General features: G+C 64.5%; 15 protein-coding genes. 6 read left to right on the forward strand and 9 right to left on the reverse strand.

The features are described 5' to 3' along the window. The coding region (locus tag EDC31_RS09060) for a transposase domain-containing protein (RefSeq protein WP_132127010.1) at positions 1–130 on the forward strand (130 nt) is incomplete at its 5' end. 634 nt (positions 131–764) lie between these two features. On the opposite strand, the gene EDC31_RS09065 is transcribed toward EDC31_RS09060, so the two are convergent. Genes EDC31_RS09065 through EDC31_RS09090 form a run of 6 tightly spaced genes read right to left on the reverse strand, consistent with a single transcriptional unit; the run spans position 765 to position 6,135 of the window. After that, entirely contained in the window at positions 765–1,565 is an 801-nt protein-coding gene (locus EDC31_RS09065; protein ID WP_042056392.1) for a M55 family metallopeptidase, read from the reverse strand. Then, positions 1,562–2,608, reverse strand: a complete 1,047-nt coding sequence (locus EDC31_RS09070) for a P1 family peptidase (RefSeq protein WP_042056389.1) — start codon at positions 2,606–2,608, stop codon at positions 1,562–1,564. The genes EDC31_RS09065 and EDC31_RS09070 overlap by 4 nt, the downstream gene beginning before the upstream one ends. Beyond that, on the reverse strand, positions 2,605–3,351 hold the full coding sequence (locus tag EDC31_RS09075; RefSeq protein ID WP_207912115.1) for an amino acid ABC transporter ATP-binding protein: 747 nt from the start codon (positions 3,349–3,351) through the stop codon (positions 2,605–2,607). Before EDC31_RS09075 ends, EDC31_RS09070 begins: the two co-directional genes overlap by 4 nt. Continuing rightward, positions 3,348–4,436, reverse strand: a complete 1,089-nt coding sequence (locus tag EDC31_RS09080) for an amino acid ABC transporter permease (protein WP_042056383.1) — start codon at positions 4,434–4,436, stop codon at positions 3,348–3,350. The genes EDC31_RS09075 and EDC31_RS09080 overlap by 4 nt, the downstream gene beginning before the upstream one ends. After that, positions 4,427–5,269, reverse strand: a complete 843-nt coding sequence (locus tag EDC31_RS09085; protein WP_042056382.1) for a substrate-binding periplasmic protein — start codon at positions 5,267–5,269, stop codon at positions 4,427–4,429. Before EDC31_RS09085 ends, EDC31_RS09080 begins: the two co-directional genes overlap by 10 nt. Continuing rightward, positions 5,266–6,135, reverse strand: coding sequence for a D-amino-acid transaminase (locus EDC31_RS09090; RefSeq protein WP_042056380.1), 870 nt, complete (start codon positions 6,133–6,135; stop codon positions 5,266–5,268). Before EDC31_RS09090 ends, EDC31_RS09085 begins: the two co-directional genes overlap by 4 nt. Positions 6,136–6,451: 316 nt before the next feature. On the opposite strand from EDC31_RS09090, the gene EDC31_RS09095 reads away from it, so the two are divergent. After that, on the forward strand, positions 6,452–8,812 hold the full coding sequence (locus EDC31_RS09095) for a TonB-dependent receptor (protein ID WP_042056378.1): 2,361 nt from the start codon (positions 6,452–6,454) through the stop codon (positions 8,810–8,812). Between the two features lie 18 nt (positions 8,813–8,830). Here the strand turns inward: EDC31_RS09095 and nth are convergent, their stop codons facing one another. Further along, positions 8,831–9,535: an endonuclease III gene (gene nth, locus EDC31_RS09100; protein WP_408735052.1), complete on the reverse strand. Its 705-nt coding sequence runs from the start codon at positions 9,533–9,535 to the stop codon at positions 8,831–8,833. 314 nt (positions 9,536–9,849) lie between these two features. Between nth and EDC31_RS09105 the strand changes: the two genes are divergently transcribed. Further along, positions 9,850–11,691: an ABC transporter ATP-binding protein gene (locus EDC31_RS09105; protein ID WP_408735051.1), complete on the forward strand. Its 1,842-nt coding sequence runs from the start codon at positions 9,850–9,852 to the stop codon at positions 11,689–11,691. Here the strand turns inward: EDC31_RS09105 and EDC31_RS09110 are convergent. Continuing rightward, a complete protein-coding gene (locus EDC31_RS09110) occupies positions 11,652–12,203 on the reverse strand; it encodes a GNAT family N-acetyltransferase (protein WP_042056376.1) in 552 nt (183 codons plus the stop codon). The genes EDC31_RS09105 and EDC31_RS09110 overlap by 40 nt on opposite strands. A gap of 140 nt (positions 12,204–12,343) precedes the next feature. On the opposite strand from EDC31_RS09110, the gene EDC31_RS09115 reads away from it, so the two are divergent. The 3 genes from EDC31_RS09115 (at position 12,344) to EDC31_RS09130 (ending at position 16,508) form a co-directional block, all read left to right on the forward strand. After that, positions 12,344–13,054, forward strand: coding sequence for a GNAT family N-acetyltransferase (locus EDC31_RS09115; protein WP_042056374.1), 711 nt, complete (start codon positions 12,344–12,346; stop codon positions 13,052–13,054). Between the two features lie 5 nt (positions 13,055–13,059). After that, positions 13,060–13,725: an RluA family pseudouridine synthase gene (locus tag EDC31_RS09120; RefSeq protein WP_042056369.1), complete on the forward strand. Its 666-nt coding sequence runs from the start codon at positions 13,060–13,062 to the stop codon at positions 13,723–13,725. Positions 13,726–13,892: 167 nt separating this feature from the next. After that, positions 13,893–16,508, forward strand: coding sequence for a TonB-dependent receptor plug domain-containing protein (locus tag EDC31_RS09130; protein WP_186819988.1), 2,616 nt, complete (start codon positions 13,893–13,895; stop codon positions 16,506–16,508). 39 nt (positions 16,509–16,547) lie between these two features. Here EDC31_RS09130 and EDC31_RS09135 read toward each other — a convergent pair whose 3' ends face one another. Then, positions 16,548–17,594: a threonine aldolase family protein gene (locus EDC31_RS09135; protein WP_239641543.1), complete on the reverse strand. Its 1,047-nt coding sequence runs from the start codon at positions 17,592–17,594 to the stop codon at positions 16,548–16,550. Positions 17,595–17,666 lie beyond the last annotated feature (72 nt).

The raw sequence follows: 17,666 nt of genomic DNA on the forward strand, positions 1-17,666 counted from the left end.
AGGTCTCAATCCCCACAATTATCTCGCCGACGTCATCGCCAGAATCAACGACCACAAGGTCAATCGTCTGCACGAACTGTTGCCGTGGAATTGGCAGCCTATGGCAACACTTCACAAACAGGCAGCTTGATCAAGGGCGGTCTCAAGCGGCCGGTTACTCACGCGGAGGCCCCGCCATAAATCATTCCCGCCGCGACGGTCAAGGGCGGGGCGACCCGGCGTTGCTGACTTCTTGATCGTTGATCTCGTGTGGAAACAGGACATGTCATTACCTTCCACCATTAAAGGGGCGCCTTACGGGTCGTGTACGAGCGATGCGTCAGCCGAAAAAATCGATCGGACATGGCAATGTTTATGTTTTTATATCGAAATAATATCTGTCAATTTCCAATTGTGACATTCCCCATAGACTCCGGTTAAGTGGTTATGCGGGATGGTCTTGATATTGTTGCATTCTGTTGGTTCTCGCGCTGAACTCGGCGCAGGACGTGCTCGACGGGAGACGCAACAAAAGTCTATTGAACCGAATTCGGATCGTTCCGATATTGGTGTAATGCTCCGTCGGGCCGAACATGCGACGGCGAGCGCTCCGACGAGGATCGGCCGGGAGAAAGGACGAAGACCGCGACATCGACCGTGAAGATGGAGAGGATTGCGGCCGCCGAATGGCGGATCGGGACGAGATCGAGGACGGCTCTGCCGATCGTCGCGTCGTTAAGCGCCGGGAGTCGGGAAAATTGCTTCACATCGCTCCCTTCCGCCGCTCAATGTGTCAAAAACTGATAGGCGCGGCGAATATCGAAGAAATCGCGTGCCTCGAAGGCAATCGCGCAGGGACCGGCCGGGCGCGCGCCGGGATACCATTGGACGCGATAGGCATCCGCCGCCGAGCAGAACGTGATGACGATCTCATACATGTCGCGTCGCTGCGGCAGACAGGACGCGAAGGGGTGCGAGAGCGCCTCGGTGACGCCGTCGCGGATCGCGCGCGTCGCATCGACGGGCGCGCGCGAAAGGGTGGCTGGGCCGAAGCCGGTCAACGTCCCGACGGTGCCGATCCCCGGGACGAGGGTCGACGCATCGGCGCAAATGGTGGCGTCGCCGCTGAGGAAGACGGACGGCACGCCGTAGGATTCGGCGCAAAGCGCGTTGAGCGTGAACTCCGAAGCGGGCGCGCCGTTGAGCGTCACCAGCGCGATCCGCCGCGAGGTCGTGTGGGCGAGAGGGTTGCCCGCATCGCCCGCCCTGGCGTGGTAGCCCGTATAGAGTGCGGCGGTGAAGCTCTCGTCGAGGCCGAACATCATGCCGTCTGGATGGCCTGACCAGCCGCGCAGGATCGTCACATAGGCGGGCAGTCGATCGAGGAGGATGTTGCGCCCGCTTTCATGCGCGTCCTTCACCAGGATCTCGGACGCGCCCGCCTGATGCGCGCCTTCGCAGGCGGCGACGACCTCGTCAGTCATCAGAGCGCGGAAGGCAGGATAGTCGGCATGGAGGCGGTCCACCTCCGGCCATGCGGCTATTCCGGCGGTGCCTTCCATGTCGGCGCTGATGAAAATCTTCATGAGGGGACGCTTTCCTGTAACCAGTCGGCGAGGGAGGGGAAGAAGCGGTCGCGGCCCTGCATCGCCGGGGCGGCGCACAGCGCGTTCAGCACGGCTTCCTCCGTCGCCTCGGCAGCGGCGCGGAACGGCAGGTCGATCAGCGGCTCCGCGATCCGCGTGACGGTGACGAAGGGCGGGTCGGGATCGTGCGACACCCGGTCGGCGGTGGTAAAGCACAGCGCGATGTCGCCGCTGCCGTGTCCCCAGAACGAGCCGAGCCGCGCCAGCCCGGCGGCGGCACGCCGGGCCGTGCGGGCGAGCTGGCGGTCGTCCAGCGGCAGGTCTGTGCCCAGGATGACGATGACCGAGCCTTTCTCCCCCTCGCGGTCGCGGCGGACGGATGGCCGCCTGCCGCAGGGCAGGACGAGGTCGCCCGGCACGCCGAAATTGGCGAGCACGAGCGCACCAAGCGTGAAGGTCCGCGCGCCGAGCGTCAGCACGCGCGAGGCCGTCCCGATCCCCGCCTTGAACCCGAAGGCCGTCATCCCGGTCCCGGCTCCGACTGCCCCTTGCGCAACCGGGCCGCCTGACGCCGCGTCAAGCGCCGCAACCGCGTCCTCCCGCGTGACGGCGAAGGACTGGATGTCGTTGAGTGCGCCGTCATTGCATTCCAGGACGAGCGGATTGACGGTCGAGGTCGTCCGGCCGATGCTGGGATTCGCGGCGATGGCCCGGCGGATCAGCGCCTCGGCGCAGGCAGGCACGCCGAAGGTATTGGTCAGAAGGATCGGCGTCTCGATCGTGCCGAGTTCGCGAAGCTGGAGCAATCCGACGGATTTGCCGAATCCGTTGATGACGTCCACGCTTGCGCGAATCTTTTCGCGGAACGGGTCGCCAGGGGCGGCCATGATCGCCGTCACACCCGTCGCCGTGCCGTCGCCGCGCAGGGTGCGGTGCCCGACCGCGACGCCCGGCACGTCGGTGAGCGCGTTGAGCGGGCCGGGGGGGAGATGATCCGCCGGAATGAGCGCGAAATCGCGTGCCGGGCGCGGCTGCGCGCTCACAGCCGCCCGGCCTTGACGAGGTCGCGCAGGAAGGCGCGTGTCTTCTCCTTCTGCGGGTCGCCGAAGATCGCGTCCGGCGTGCCCTCCTCGTGGACCTGCCCCTGCCACAGAAAGCAGACGCGATCCGAGACCTCGCGCGCGAAGCCCATCTCGTGCGTGGCGAGGATCATGGTCATGCCGTCCGCCGCCAGCGTGCGCACGATGTCGAGCACCTCAGCGACCAGTTCCGGGTCGAGCGCGGAGGTGATCTCGTCGAGCAGGAGCAGTTTCGGGTTCATCATCAGCGCACGAACGATGGCCACGCGTTGCTGCTGTCCGCCCGAGAGACGGTCCGGATGCTCGGCCGCCTTGTGGGCGAGCCCCACGCGCTTGAGCAGCGTCATGGCGCGTGCTTCCGCCTCGTCGCGCCGCTGTCCGAGCAGGGCCATGGGGGCGAGTGTCGCGTTGCGCAGCACGGTCATGTGCGGGAAGAGGTTGTAGGCCTGGAAGACGATGCCGATCTCGCGCCGGAGCCGGTCGAGATCGACGCCCTTGCCGGTGATCCGCTCGCCATGGACGCGGATTTCGCCCGAGTCGGTGTCCTCCAGCCGGTTGATGCAGCGCAGGAGCGAGGATTTCCCGCAGCCGGACGGGCCGATGAGACAGACGACCTCGTGCTCGTCCACCTGGAGGGACAGGCCGGAGAGAACCTCCAGCGCCCCGTAGCGTTTGGTGATCCGGTCGATTTCGAGAAGCGCCATCATGCGCCTCCCGCCGCGCGTCGGCCTGCCATGTCGCGGGTCAGCCGGTCGACGAGCCGTGCCTGCGGGATGGTGAGCGCCACGAAGAGGATGGCGACCGTCGTGACGGCGGACAGGTTGAAATCGTTGGCCGCGATGATCTTCGACTGGTTGAAGGCGTCGATCGTGCCGATGACGGAGACGAGTGCGGTGTCCTTCTGGAGGCTGATGCAGTCGTTCATCAGCGGCGGCGCGATAGTGCGCAGCGCCAGCGGGATGACGACGTGGCGCAGCGTCATGGCATGGCTGAAGCCCAGCGAGCGGGCGGCGGAGACGAGGCTGTGATGCACGCTCTCGATGCCCGCGCGATAGACCTCGGATGTATAGGCGCCATAGGTCAGCGTCAGCGCGATGACCGCGTAGGCCGTCGAGGAAAGAGAGGAAAGGACCGGCAGGTTGGTCAGCGGCAGGCCGAAGCCGATGAGATAGAGTGTGATGACGGCGGGCAGGCCGCGGAACAGGTCGCAATAGGCCGTCGCCATCACGCGCAGGGGGCGTCCGGCCTCGCCCGGCAGCGTGCGCGCGATGGCGACGACGAGCGCCCAGACGAGGATCAGCCCGAAGGAGAGGACGAAGATCGCGATATTGACCGTGAAGGCGGAGAGGATCGCGCCTGCCGAACGGCGGATCAGGCCGAGATCGAAGAAGGTCCGGCTCACCGCCGCGTCGTTGAGCGCCAGGAGCCAGGCGAGCCCCAGGAGGATCGCCAGCGCGCTGCTCCAGGCCAGCGCGTTCCACGCGCGCAGCGAGGCGCGCGCGCCGAATTCCCGCGCCTCATGGATTTCCGCCGCCTTCTTCCCTGCGCGGGAGAAGAGGACCGCGAGAACCCCCAGCCGCGCGACGAAGACGCAGGCCGCCAGAAGAGGCAGGGCGGCAAGCGCGACGAGGACGGGGGCGATGCCCTGCGCCATGGCGTAACCGCCGATCCGCCAGGCCGTGAGCGCGGTCAGACCGCCCATCCCCAGCGCGGCGAGGAGCGCCAGGACGGAGCGCGCGCGATGGAGGCGCGCGGGAGTCGGGCCGCCGGTTTCTGCCGCCGTCATCGCCATAGGGGGATCTCCGTCGGGTCGATGCCATGCCAGCTCGGCGCAAGATAGGCGGTCTCCAGCGCGGCCAGCGTGCCGTCGTCGCGCATGGCGTCGAGGAGCCGGTCGATCTCCGGCGCCTCGGCCGAGCCGAGCGGCAGGATGGCGGCCAGCGGACGGCCGTCCGCGAACCGCCCGGCGACGACGAAGCGCCCGTGCGCGGCCCCTACCTGTCCGAGGATGACCGAAAGGCTCGTGACGACGGCATCCACATTGCCCGCCGCGAGCGCCGTGAACATCGTGCCCGTGTCGTCGAAGGCCGAGAGCCGCCGGATATGCAACGTGTCGCGCAGCCAATCCGGGACGTTCGCCTCGATCTGCGTCGCAACGCGCATCGAGCGGAGGCGCGTCGGATCGGCCGGTCTACCCGCGCGCACGGCGACGCCGTAGCTGTCGCGCGCATAGGGCACCGAGAAGGTGACGACGTCGCGCTTGCGGTGCCGGACAGACAGCAGCGCGAGCGCGAGGTCGTAGCCGCGGTTCCGCCCGGCGATCAGCGAATCGAGCGTCGTATTGCGCAGTACGACGCGGTCGAGCCCCAGCCGGTAGGCGAGATTCACCGCCATGCAGAATTCGCGGCCGGATCGGATCGTCTCAGGCGTTTCGCCGTCGAACTCGCCGACGGCGGGGAGGTTGACGAGCACGGTCAGCTGGCCGGGGATCGCGGGCTCGATATGGCCGGTCGCGCGATGCCCGAAGAGAGCGCACCGGCCGTATCCATCGGCGGCGCTGGCCGGATGGAGGGTGAGCGCCGCACAAAGGGAGGCAAGAAGAAAGGGAGTTCGCGCAGCTCTCATCGGTCGTCAGTGCCCAGCACGGCGTCCAGATAATAGCGCTGGAGATGGCGCGTCAGCCGCCCCGGATTCCCGTCGCCGATAATGGTGTCTGCGATCCGCACGACGGGCGTGATCAGCGAGCCGGCGCTCGTCAGGAACGCCTCCGCCGCGTCCGCCGCCTCCTGCGGGGTAAAAGCGCGCTCGACGAAGACCAGGCCGTGGCGTGCGCAGAGGTCCAGCACGGCCCGGCGCGTGCAGCCCGGCAGTGTCGCGCGCGAGTTCGGCCGGGTGACGACCGCGCCGTCGCGCGTGATGAGAAAGGCGGTCGAGGACGCGCCCTCGGTGATCATGCCGTCCTCGACGAACCAGACCTCCGCGCAGCCTGCGTCGCGCGCCTCCCGCTTCGCCAGAACCTGGCCGAGCAGCATCGTCGTCTTGATATCGCGGCGTGCCCAGCGCGGCTCCGGCAGCAGCGCCACGGCAATTCCGTCCCGATGCGCAGGCGTATCGCGTATCGCGCGCCGCTGTGTGAACGCGAAAAAATCGGGCAAAAGAGTGTCGGCATATCGGTAATCGCGATCCGCTGCCCCTCTGGAAATCTGGAGATAGACGGTGCCCTCCATCAGCGCGTTGCGCGTGATGAGGCCGTTCTGGATCGCCGCGATCTCGGCGCGGGGGCAGGGCAGAGGGATGTCCAGCGCCGCAAGCGAGCGTTCGAGGCGGTCGAGATGCAGGGAATTGTCGATCATGCGACCGTCAATGACGGCCGTTACCTCGTAGACCGCGTCGCCGAACAGCGTGCCGCGGTCGAAAATGCTGAGGCGTGCGTCCTGCTCCGGGACATAATTGCCCCCGCAATAGACGAACCGCGCCGTTTCCGTTGTCATGTGCCGGGTTCACCTTCATGCGGGGGAGAGTCTTCGTAGGGCATCGTCGCACACCATCCTGTAACGAGTATCTCCCGGACTGACTCGTTGACCTGATAATACTGTCAGCGATGCTTTACGCTCGCACCGGACGAGTCAATTCCAAAAAAGACATGTGCCGTTAGCCATGGGTTATTGCCGTTTCGCCGCCTGGCGCGGCGGAAGAGCCGAGATAACCGCAGGTTAAGCGAGAGCCATATAAACGATCTTGGACCGCTCTCGTAACGTGGCCTAACGTTTCGTCTCTGGGACGAACTTGCCACGGGAGTTTACGAATATGGCGTCGCTTGCGACAAAGAACCGTCTTCGCGCGGTAAGAAAACTCGGGCTCGTTTCGGCGGTTTCCCTTTTCGCGCTGAGTCTCGCTCCGTCCGCCGCGCTCGCCGCCGCCGATCCGGTGAAGAAGACGAATGCTGTGTCCCCTCCGGACAAGAAGAAGAAAAAAAACACCCGCAAGGCGGTCCCGCTCACCGCAGAGAGCATCAGCGTCGTGGGTATGGGATCGACGCGTCAGGTCCAGGCGCTTGGCAAGGAACAGTTCTCGACCTACGTCGCGGGCACCAATCCGATGAAGATGCTCAATCAGTTGCCGGGCGTCACGTTCATGAGCAGCGATCCGCTGGGCATCGATATCTGGTCGTGGGATCTGTATATACGCGGTTTCGAGGTTGGAGAACTCGCCAGCACGATCGACGGCATTCCCGCCATGGACGTGCAGAATTTCGTCTCCCAGTCCAATCTCGGTCATGTATCGGTGTCTCAGGGCGCGGGCGGCGTGGATGTGCCGTCCGTCACGAATCTCGGCGGGCATATCGGATGGTCCACCGATACGCCCAAGGATCGATACGGCGGCACGATCTCGCAGACCTTCGGCAGTTATGCGGCCTATGACACGTTCGTGCGGTTCGACAGCGGGCAGATTGGCAAGCACGGAACGAAGTTCTTCGTTTCGTACGATCGTGCGTCGGAAGGGCAGTGGGTCGGCGGCGGGTCCGAGTTCAGGGAGGTCGTGAACGCGAAGCTCGACCAGCCGATCGACGAGCATTCCCATCTGAAGGCATTTTTCGCCTGGGCCTATAACAGCAGCGATCCTTATCCCGATCTTTCCATGAATATTCTCAATACGCTCGGCCAACGCATCACGTACTACAAGCCGAACTATGCCGCAGCCTATCGCGCGGCGCTCGCGGCCCAGGGCCTGCCCGGAGGCAGCTATCCGGCAGGCTATGATTTGCTGCAAGATCCGGCGGATGCGTCCTATTATGACGGTCCGAACCGCTTCAGCAACTACATGGCCTACGTCAAATACAATAACCAGCTCACCAACCGCCTGAACCTGGATGCGTCGTTCTACGGGTTGGGACGTGCCCATCATGGTTTATGGGCGACCCCTTACATGGAGGCACCCAACGGTTCGCCTCTCACCGAGCAGGACTTCGTGAATATGGGGCAGGAAGGCGGTCTGACGGCGAGTTTGAAATACAGGCTTGCGAAGCATCTCATCGAAGGCGGCGTGTGGTATGACCATACGAATGACGACTACACCAAAAGATATTACGAGGAGCCGGTACTGGGAGAGGGAGCGCCACTGAACTCCCTCAACCCGCTTCCGTCCTCGGCCTATTATGGCTCGCCATACAATATCGGCTATCACTTCGACACGCTTCAGATCCATCTTCAGGACACGTACAAGCCGGTCAGGAATCTGACCATCAATGCCGGTTTCCGGTCGATTATCTATTCCGGAACGTCGCATATCATTGAGAACGATCCGACTTATACGGGTCAGTCCTCTCTGCCGCACGGCACGCTGCATTATAATTCCGCATTTCTGCCGCAGGTGGGCATCACGTATCGGATCGACCATAACAACGAGCTGTTCTTCGATTTTTCGAAGAACCTGTCCGTCTTCGGTCCGGGGAGCTACAATTCGTCCTCGCCGTGGGGCGCGGCCGACTGGGCGACGTTCAACTATATCAGGAACAATATCCAACCTGAATCCGATTATGTCTACGAGGTGGGATACCGCTATTCCTCGCCATGGGTGCGCGGTCTGGTGGATCTTTACCATACGGACTATCGCAACCGCGTCGGGTCCATCACCGTCGGCTCGATCGTGGATTCGGAATCGGTCCTGGCCAATCTCGGCTCGGTTCAGATGTATGGTGTGGACACCTCCCTGACCGTGACGCCGGTCACGGGGCTCGATATCACCAACTCATTCAGTTACAACAGCTCGAAATACGACAACGACGTCACGACTGATGGCGTCACCTATGCCTTGAAAGGCAAGAGTGAAGTCAATTACCCGCATTACATGTATAAATCGACTGCACTCTACACGTGGAAAGAGATCTCGGCGAATATCAGCGCGGCTTATACCTCGGCCCGTCCGCTCAGCTATGTGAACGACGTGATAGTGCCCGGATATTGGCTCGTCAACACGGGGGCGTCGTACCGGGTGCCGAAGAAGATCGGCCCCGGTCATCTGACCATCTCATTCACCGTCTATAATCTTTTGAACGATAAATATATCGGTCAACTGGGAGAAAACGGGAATCCGATGTCGGGGGATTACCAGTCCTTCAATATGGGAGCGCCTCGGACCTTTTACGGCAGCCTCTCCTATCATTTCTGATCGCGACGCCCCCGACCCTCATGAAAGCAATGCGTTCTGCGATGCGGGAGGATGGAGCATGAGACGGGCGCGCTTCTCCGGGAACTGGCAGGGAGCGTAGCCGGGACAGCGCCAGCATTCCGGCGCACGGGCCTTGCAGACATAGCGCCCGTGCAGGATCAGCCAGTGATGGGCGGGGCGCAGCATGTCGGGCGGGATACGCGCGACCAGCCCGTCCTCCACTTCCCGCGTGGTCCTGCCAGGGGCGAGGCCGGTGCGGTTGCCGATGCGGAAGATATGCGTATCCACCGCCATGGCGCTCTCGCCGAAGGCGACGTTGAGCACCACATTCGCGGTCTTGCGCCCAACGCCGGGCAGGGCTTCGAGGCTGGCGCGGTCGGAGGGGACGTCGCCGCCATGGTGGTCCAGAAGCTGCCGGCAGAGCAGGAACACATTATGGGCCTTGGCGCGCCAGAGGCCGATGGTGCGGATATGGGCTGCGATGCCCGCCTCGCCGAGACGCAGCATGGCGGCGGGGTCCGGCGCCTCGGCGAAGAGTCCGGCCGTGACCTTGTTGACGGATTTGTCCGTCGCCTGGGCGGAAAGGACGACGGCGACGAGCAGGGTAAAAGGGTTGGCGAAGTCGAGTTCGCTTCTGGCGTCCGGATTGGCTTCGGCAAGCGCGGTGATGAAGCGTCGGGCTTCCGGTTTCGTCATCGGGCGCCGGGCGGTCGGGATGGTCATGAACGGTTCTCCTGCGGCGGGAACGTAGCGCGGCGTGCCCGAGTCTCCTATCGGGTTCCTGTCCTCGTCTCCTCTCCTCCCCGTTCCGGCGGTTGCGTGGGGGGCGGGGAGCGGTCATATGAGGTGACGGTCGTTGTCCTGGTTCGACTGTCGGCCCGGCATGCGGGGTTCCGCCCTTCGGAATCCCTGACTTTGAAACAAGTGAGGTCCGGGAGCCCGAAAAGTCGAACCGGGACGCGACTGAGGTACTGCCTCTGTTGACCCCCTGATGAGCCACGAGCGCCGGTGAGGCGTCGTGCCGGAGCCGTTTTTGCGTGTCGGACGAAGACGAATCGAGTGAAGTGACTTCTGCCGCCGGGGCAAGGAACCGCAAGAGAGAGGTTTCGTTCACCGGGATTCTGGCCTTCGTCGCGCGATGCTGGGTGGAGCATCCGGGGCCGTTCGCGCGCACGCTGCTCGGCGTGGCGATGGCGACGGCGATGGACATCGTGATGCCGCTTCTGGCCGGGCGTCTGGTGCGGGACGTGTCGCGCCATGCGGGCGGCGTGCCGCATGATGCCGCGCAGGCGGCGGTGCTGCACGACGCGGCGCTGAGTGTGGCGGGGCTGATCGCGCTGGGGCTGGGCGGGCTGCTGGGCCGGCGACTGTCCTTCATCGGCATCACGCATCTCACCTTGCGGATCATGAACGATGTCGCGTCCCGCGCCTTTGCGCGGGTGCAGCGGTTTTCGACCGACTGGCACGCGAACAGCTTCGCGGGGTCGACCGTCCGCAAGCTGACGCGCGGCATCTGGGCGATCGACATGATCAACGACACGATGCTGCTGCTGATCGTGCCGGAGATCATCGTGCTCGGCGGGACGACGCTGGTTCTCGCGCTGCATTCGCTGCTGATGGGGGCGGTGCTGGCGGTCTCCGTGGTGCTGTTCGTCTGGCTCTCGATCACGCTGACCCTGCGCTATGTCGCGCCCTCCGCGCGAGCGTCGAATCGCTGGGACACGAAGATGGGCGCGGCGATGGCGGACGCGATCACCTGCAACGCGGTGGTCAAGGCGTTCGGCGCGGAGGCGCGGGAGGATCGCCGCCTGGCGCGCACGCTGCGGATCTGGGGTCTGCGGACCGAGCGGAGCTGGGTCCGCGGCACGAATAGCGGCAATCTTCAGAATTTCGCCTCACTGGTCATGCGGATGCTGCTCATCGCGCTCTCCGTCTGGCTGTGGTGGGAAGGCAAGGCGGGGCCCGGCGATGTGGCCTATGTGCTGACGATGGTGTTCCTCGTGCAGGGCTATTTGCGCGATCTGGGACAGCAGGTCAGCCAGTTGCAGCGCGCGATCAACGAGGCCGAGGAGCTGGTGGCGATCTTCAGGCACGAGCCGGAGGTTCTGGATCGTCCCGACGCCGTCCCGGCCCGGTTCACCCATGGCGCGATCCGTTTCGAGCATGTGCGCTTCCAGTATCCGGGCCAGAAGACGCCGCTCTATCAGGATCTGGAGCTGGACATCACGCCGGGTTCGCGCGTGGCGCTGGTCGGGCCGAGCGGATCGGGCAAGACGACGCTGACCAAGCTGTTGCAGCGGCTCTATGACGTGAGCGGCGGGCGCATCACGATCGACGGGGTGGATGTCCGGTCGGTGACGCAGGACTCGCTGCGCGCGCACATCGCCATCGTGCCGCAGGAGCCGCTGCTGTTCCATCGGTCGCTGGCGGAGAACATCGCCTATGGCCGCCCCGGCGCGACGCAGTCGGAGATCGCGGAGGCGGCCCGTCAGGCCAATGCGGCGGGGTTCATCGAGCGTTTGCCCGACGGCTATGCGACGCTGGTGGGCGAGCGGGGGGTGAAGCTCTCCGGCGGCGAGCGCCAGCGCGTGGCGATCGCCCGGGCGTTTCTGGCCGATGCGCCGATCCTGATTTTCGACGAGGCGACATCGAGCCTCGATTCGGAATCGGAGGCGCTGGTGCAGGACGCGATGCATCGCCTGATGATGGGGCGCACCGTCATCGTCATCGCGCATCGTCTGGCGACGGTGATGGAACTGGATCGCATCCTCGTCTTCAGCCATGGCGAAGTGCGCGAGGATGGCTCTCACGCGGAACTCGTCCGGCAGGAGGGCGGGATCTACCGGCGGTTGTTCGAGTTGCAGTCGCTGGATGGGTGAGCGTCTTCGGGCGAGCGCCGATCGAGCGTGAGTTGCAGGAAGGCGAGATCGAGCCAGCGGCCGAATTTCATGCCGACCTCCTTCAGCAGCCCGGTCCGCTCGAAGCCCAGCGCCTCGTGCAGACGGAGGGAGGCCATGTTGCCGGCCTCGATTCCGCCGACCATGACGTGCATCTTCTGGGCGCGGGCACGGTCGATGAGGGCGCGCATGAGCAGCGTGCCGACGCCTTTTCCCTGTTGGGCCGGATCGACATAGACGGAGTGTTCCACCGTGTGGCGATAGCCCTCGTGGGGGCGCCAGGGGCCGTAGGTGGCGTAGCCGAGGATGGTCTCGCGCGGATCGACGGCGACCAGCACCGGCCAGCCCGCGCCTTGCCGCTGGACAAGCCAGGCCAGGCGATCTTCGCGGTCCGCAAGGGTTTCGTTCCAGATCGCCGTGGTATGGGCGACGGCATGGTTGTAGATCGCCGTGATGGCGTCGATATCGTTCGGTCGGGCGTCCCGGATGATCATGCGTGCTCCTTCCGCCGGGAGATTGACGCTTCTCCGGCCGCACCGCTAGAGGGGGCTTCTTTTTTTGGAAAAGCGGCGCCTCCTTGAGGGATGCTGTCGTCAAACAGGCAAGGAAATAGTGTCGCCATGGAAGCGCTTTGATGCCGGAAGAGTATAACGCCCATGGGCAGCCGGTCGGCGCGCCAATGCCGGGCTGGACGCCGCGCCCGCTGCCGGGGCCGGTGACGCTGGACGGGCGCTATTGCCGTCTGGAGCCGCTGGATGCGGCGCGACATGCGGCGGATCTCTTTGCGGCCTATGCCACGGCGCCGGATGACCGGGGCTGGACCTATCTCGCCTATGGGCCGTTCGCGGACGAAGCGGCGTTTCGCGCTCATGCGGAGGCGATGGCGGCCAGCACCGATCCGCGTCATTTCGCGGTGATCGCGCTCGGGACGGGCAAGGCGGTCGGCACGCTGTCGCTGATGCGGCAGGATGCGGCGAACGGGGTGGTCGAGGTGGGCTGGGTGACGTTCTCGCCGCTGCTCCAGCGCAGCCCGGCCTCCACCGAGGCGCAGTTCCTGCTGATGCGTTACGCCTTCGATACGTTGGGGTGTCGGCGCTACGAGTGGAAATGCGACAGCCTCAACGGTCCGTCACGCAAGGCGGCGCTGCGGCTGGGATTCCGCTTCGAGGGGATATTCCGGCAGGCGGTGGTCTATAAGGGGCGCAATCGCGATACGGCATGGTATTCGATCGTCGATGGCGAATGGCCGAGGCTGCGCCGGGCGTTCGAGAACTGGCTGGAGCCGGGGAATTTCGACGCGGACGGGCGACAGCATCACCCGCTGGCGGCGTTCCGGGGAGCCTGAGCCCGATGGGGAACGCGGAAGGAGGGCTTTTTCCCTATCCCGTTCTGTATCGGAGCCCGCGATTCGTCGTCATCGACAAGCCGGGCGGGCTGCCGGTCCATCCTGGGCCGCGCACGGGCAGGACGCTGGAGGACGCGCTTCCCGCGCTGACCCGCCGCAAGGACGGTCCCTGGCTGGTCCACCGGCTGGACGCCGACACGTCCGGCTGCGTGCTCGTGGCGTTGCGGAAACAGGCATTGATCGCCGCGCAGCAGGCGTTCCAGTCCCGCGCGGCGTCCAAGACTTACTGGGCCATCGTCAGCGGCCGCCCGCAAGGGGAGGAAGGAGACGTCACCCTCACGCTCGGCCGCAGGGAGTCGCCGCGCGGATGGCGGATCGTTCCAGACCCGGAAGGGAAACCCGCCCGCACGCAATGGCGACTCCTGGGCACGGACGGCGCGCTGAGCTGGCTGGAACTCACGCTGCATACGGGCCGCACCCATCAGGCGCGGGTGCATTGCGCGGCGCTCGGCACGCCGATTCTGGGGGATCCCGTCTATAATCCGCATCCGGGCGACGGGCCGCTGCGGCTTCTCGCCCGGCATTTGAAGGTAACGGTCGATGACGAAACGATCGAGGCCGTGGCGCCGCCGCCCGCATCCATGGCGCGGATTTTAAACGTCTTTCGATAAGACCGATATCAGAACATTGCCAAATCGTTGCATAACCGCCACACTGTGCCTCCAATCGCCTCCGACCTCAGGCTTTGTTCTTGCGATATAAAAACGAATCGCGATCATGACGAAATAAATTTTCAATCGGGGAATGGAACTTGAACGGACAATTTCGTCGTCGCCTCATGAACGCTACAATTCTTGCGTTGCCATTCGCTTTTCTTGTGGCCGGCCCTTCCGGCCGGGCTGAGGCGGCAACGCCGAAGCACAAGAGCGCTCGCAGCAAATCGGCCTCCGGCCAGACGGCGGCTTCGCCCACGGCTGCGCCGGCGAAGTCCACTGCGACGCCGGCCGCGCCCACCCGGGCCGCTCGTGCCCGCGTTCTCAACGCGTCCCAGGCGGAGGACGTGATCGTCACCGGCACGCATAGCGTCAACCGGCATGCGCGGCAGAGCATCTCGCCCGTCACCGTCCTCTCGGCAGCCACCCTCCAGCGGTCCGGCTCCATGAACCTCGCCCAGCAGATCACGCAGACCTACGCGTCGATCAACGTCGAAGCTGTCGGCGCGGACGCGGCGGCCCTGGTTTCCGCCATTCATATGCGCGGTCTCAGTTCCAACGAGGTTCTGGTCCTCGTCGACGGCAAGCGCCGTCATACCACGGCGAACTTCACGGCGGATTCGGGCCCGAATTTCGGCGCGACCGGCGTGGACCTGAACATGCTTCCCGCCAACATGATCGACCATATCGAGGTGCTGGAAGACGGCGCCGCGGCCATGTATGGGTCCGATGCCATCGCGGGCGTGGTGAACATCATCACCAAGAAGCAGGATCACGGCGTCCACATGAGCGCGCAGACCGGCGCGAACGCTTATAACGGCGACGGCTGGCAGTATCAGCTCAACGCCGATGGCGGCATGAAGCTGGGGAATAACGGATTCCTTCATCTCTTCGGCCAGATCTACCATACGGATCACTATGTGACGCCGAATCTCGCGGACCATCGTCTGCTTCCCTCGCAGCCGCCGCAGGCGAGCAGTTCGAGCTTCAGCCAGCCGGGGCTGAACATTCCGGTCACGTCCAACCAGATCACCAGCACGCCGGAAGAGACGCGCGAGAATTTCGGCCTCGACTGGGAGAAGCCGCTCAACGAGCACGTCGCATTTTATGGCAACATCACTTACACGCATCGTCACTCGGAAGCCTACGAAAACTATCGCGTGCCGAATGTCGGCGGCGGCGTCGCGGAGAGCATCTTTCCCTACGGCTTCTCTCCGCTCGAAACCATCGAGGAAAACGACTACGCGGGTCTCGTCGGCGCCAAGGGAGACAATGTGCTGGGCTTCCAGTGGGATGTGTCCTCGGTCTATGGCGCGGATTTCGACAAGGTCGGCAACAAGAACACCGTGAACACGGGCATGCTCCAGCCCACCTGTTCGACCAGTCCCAGCAGCTCGTATTATTCCTCCGCCGGGTGCGGCTTCAGCCCGACCTCCGCCCGCGCCGAGAGCTACAACATGGCACAGTGGACGACGAACGCGGATTTCCGCCGTCGTTTCAATATTGCCGACGTCGTTCCCATGACGCTCGCCTTCGGCGCGGAGCATCGTCTGGAATCCTATCAGATCTGGCCCGGCATCCAGCCTTCCTACGTTCTGGGCGGCACGCAGGGTTATGCCGGTCTGGCGCCGCAGAACGCGGGCAAGTGGCAGCGTAATGTCTGGGGTGTGTATCTCGACGGCGACTTCCATTTCACCAAGAAATGGGAGACGGATTTCGCGGGCCGCTTCGAACATTATACGGATGTCGGCAACAATGAGATCGGCAAGATTTCCACGCGCTATGATCTGACGAGCCGTATCGCCTTCCGTGGCACGATCAGCACGGGTTTCCGCGCCCCGACGCTGGCGGAAGAGCATTTCAGCGCCATGAACGTCTCGCCGACCGGCGCGTCGGGCCTGCTGGCGGCCAGCTCCGCCGCCGCCGCCTCGCTCGGCGCGAAGGCCCTGAAGCCCGAGCGCTCGACGAGCATCTCCGGCGGCGTTATCGTGGAACCCGTTCGCGGCTGGCATGTCGAGGCTGACGCGTATCAGATCAATATCCGCGACCGCATCGTGCAGGGCGGCACCGTCAACGGCCAGACCGCGATTGACGCCATCGAGGATCTCGGTTTCCAGCTGCCGGCGAATTCTTATAACCAGAATAGCGTCAGTGCTTATTATCTCGCCAACGGGGCCAGCACGCGGACTCAAGGTGTGGACATCAAGTCCGATTACACCTTCCACATGCATAAATATGGAAACCTGCTCCTCAATCTCCAGATTGCCTTGAACCGCACACGTCTGCACCATAACGGCATGTGGGATGATGCCGGCACTATGACGCCTTATCTGAACGCGGAGAATATCGGCTATATCACCACCGCCTATCCGCGCAGCAAGATCATCCTGAACGCCTATTACACGATCGGAAATTGGGACATCAATCTGCGTCAGACCCGCTGGGGCGAGACAAAGGACATGCTCCAGTACAGCGACTGGGGGCCGGCGAATCTTCAGTATTCCGTTACGAATTTCTATCAGTTCGTGAATACGCCGCGCTGGACGACGGATTTGATCGTCGGATATCGCTTCAACGATCACTGGCACCTCGCGGTCGGCGCCAACAATATTTTCAACGTCCGTCCGCGCAAGGTGCCGCAATCCGTCAACTATCTCGGCGCCAACCCGTATGACCAGACCTCGGAGCAGGTCCCCATCTATGGCGGTTACTATTTCGGCCGCATCAACGCGGATTTCTGATCGTGACGGCCGGGGCGATTGCCCCGGCCTGTTTTTTCCTCACAGGGCGCCGAGGAACCCGTCGACATCCGCCTGTTCCGTCGCGTAGTGCGTGACCAGCCGGATCAGCACGCCGTTCACCCCCGGAGGGGTCGTCCAGCGGTGAAAAACGAAGCCTGACGTCTCCAGCCTGGAGACGACGGCTTCTGGCAGCACCACGAACACTTCATTGCTCTCGACGGGGAAGGGCAGGATCGCGCCGGGCAGGCGGCGCAGGCCATGGGCGAGCCGTTGCGCCATGGCGTTGGCCTGGCGGCCGTGGCGGAGCCAGAGATCCGCCTCCAGCAGGGCGAGAAGCTGGGCGCTCAGGAAGCGCTGCTTCGACCACAGATGGCCACCGCGCTTCACCCGACGGAGGAAATCTTCGGCCCGCGCCGTGTCGAAGAACAGCACCGCCTCCGCCGCCATGGCGCCGTTCTTGGTGCCGCCGAAGCTCAGCACGTCGATCCCCGCATGCCAGGATGCCTCCGCCGCCGTGCAGCCGAGATGCGCCACCGCGTTGGCGAAGCGCGCGCCGTCCATATGCACGGCCAGACCGGCCTCATGGGCGATCGCCGCGAGTGCGGCGACCTGCGCGATCGGGTAGACCGTGCCCCATTCCGTGGTCTGGGTCAGGCTCACCGCGCGCGCCGGGCTGGCGTGGACGCCGCCCTCGCGATTGGCCGCGATCGCCTCGCGCAGCGCGTCGGGGGTGATGCGGCCATCCGCGGAGGGGAGGGGCAGCAGCTTCGCGCCATGGGTGAAGAATTCCGGCGCGCCGGCCTCGTCGCAGGCGATATGCGCGCTCTGGTCGCACAGCACGGCGCCATAAGGCGGCACGAGCGCCGAGAGCGCCAGCGCGTTGGCCGCCGTCCCGGTCGTGACCGGGAAGCAGAGCAGATCCGTTCCGAAAATCTCGCGGAAGCGCACCTCCAGCCGGGCGGTTTCGTCGTCCTCGCCATAGGACGCGGCCGGGCCGCCATTCGCGCCGATCAGCGCCGCCATCACCTCCGGGCAGGCGGGCGCCGTGTTGTCACTGGCGAAGTTCTTGCGTATTGCCTCGCTCACGATATGTTCCTCCGCTTCGCAGTCCGCTCCGGACGATCCTGCCCACACCATCACCTTGTCCGCACGGGGTCC

The sequence above is a fragment of the Acidomonas methanolica genome, from assembly GCF_004346035.1.
In the GTDB taxonomy this organism is placed as follows: Bacteria; Pseudomonadota; Alphaproteobacteria; order Acetobacterales; family Acetobacteraceae; genus Acidomonas; species Acidomonas methanolica.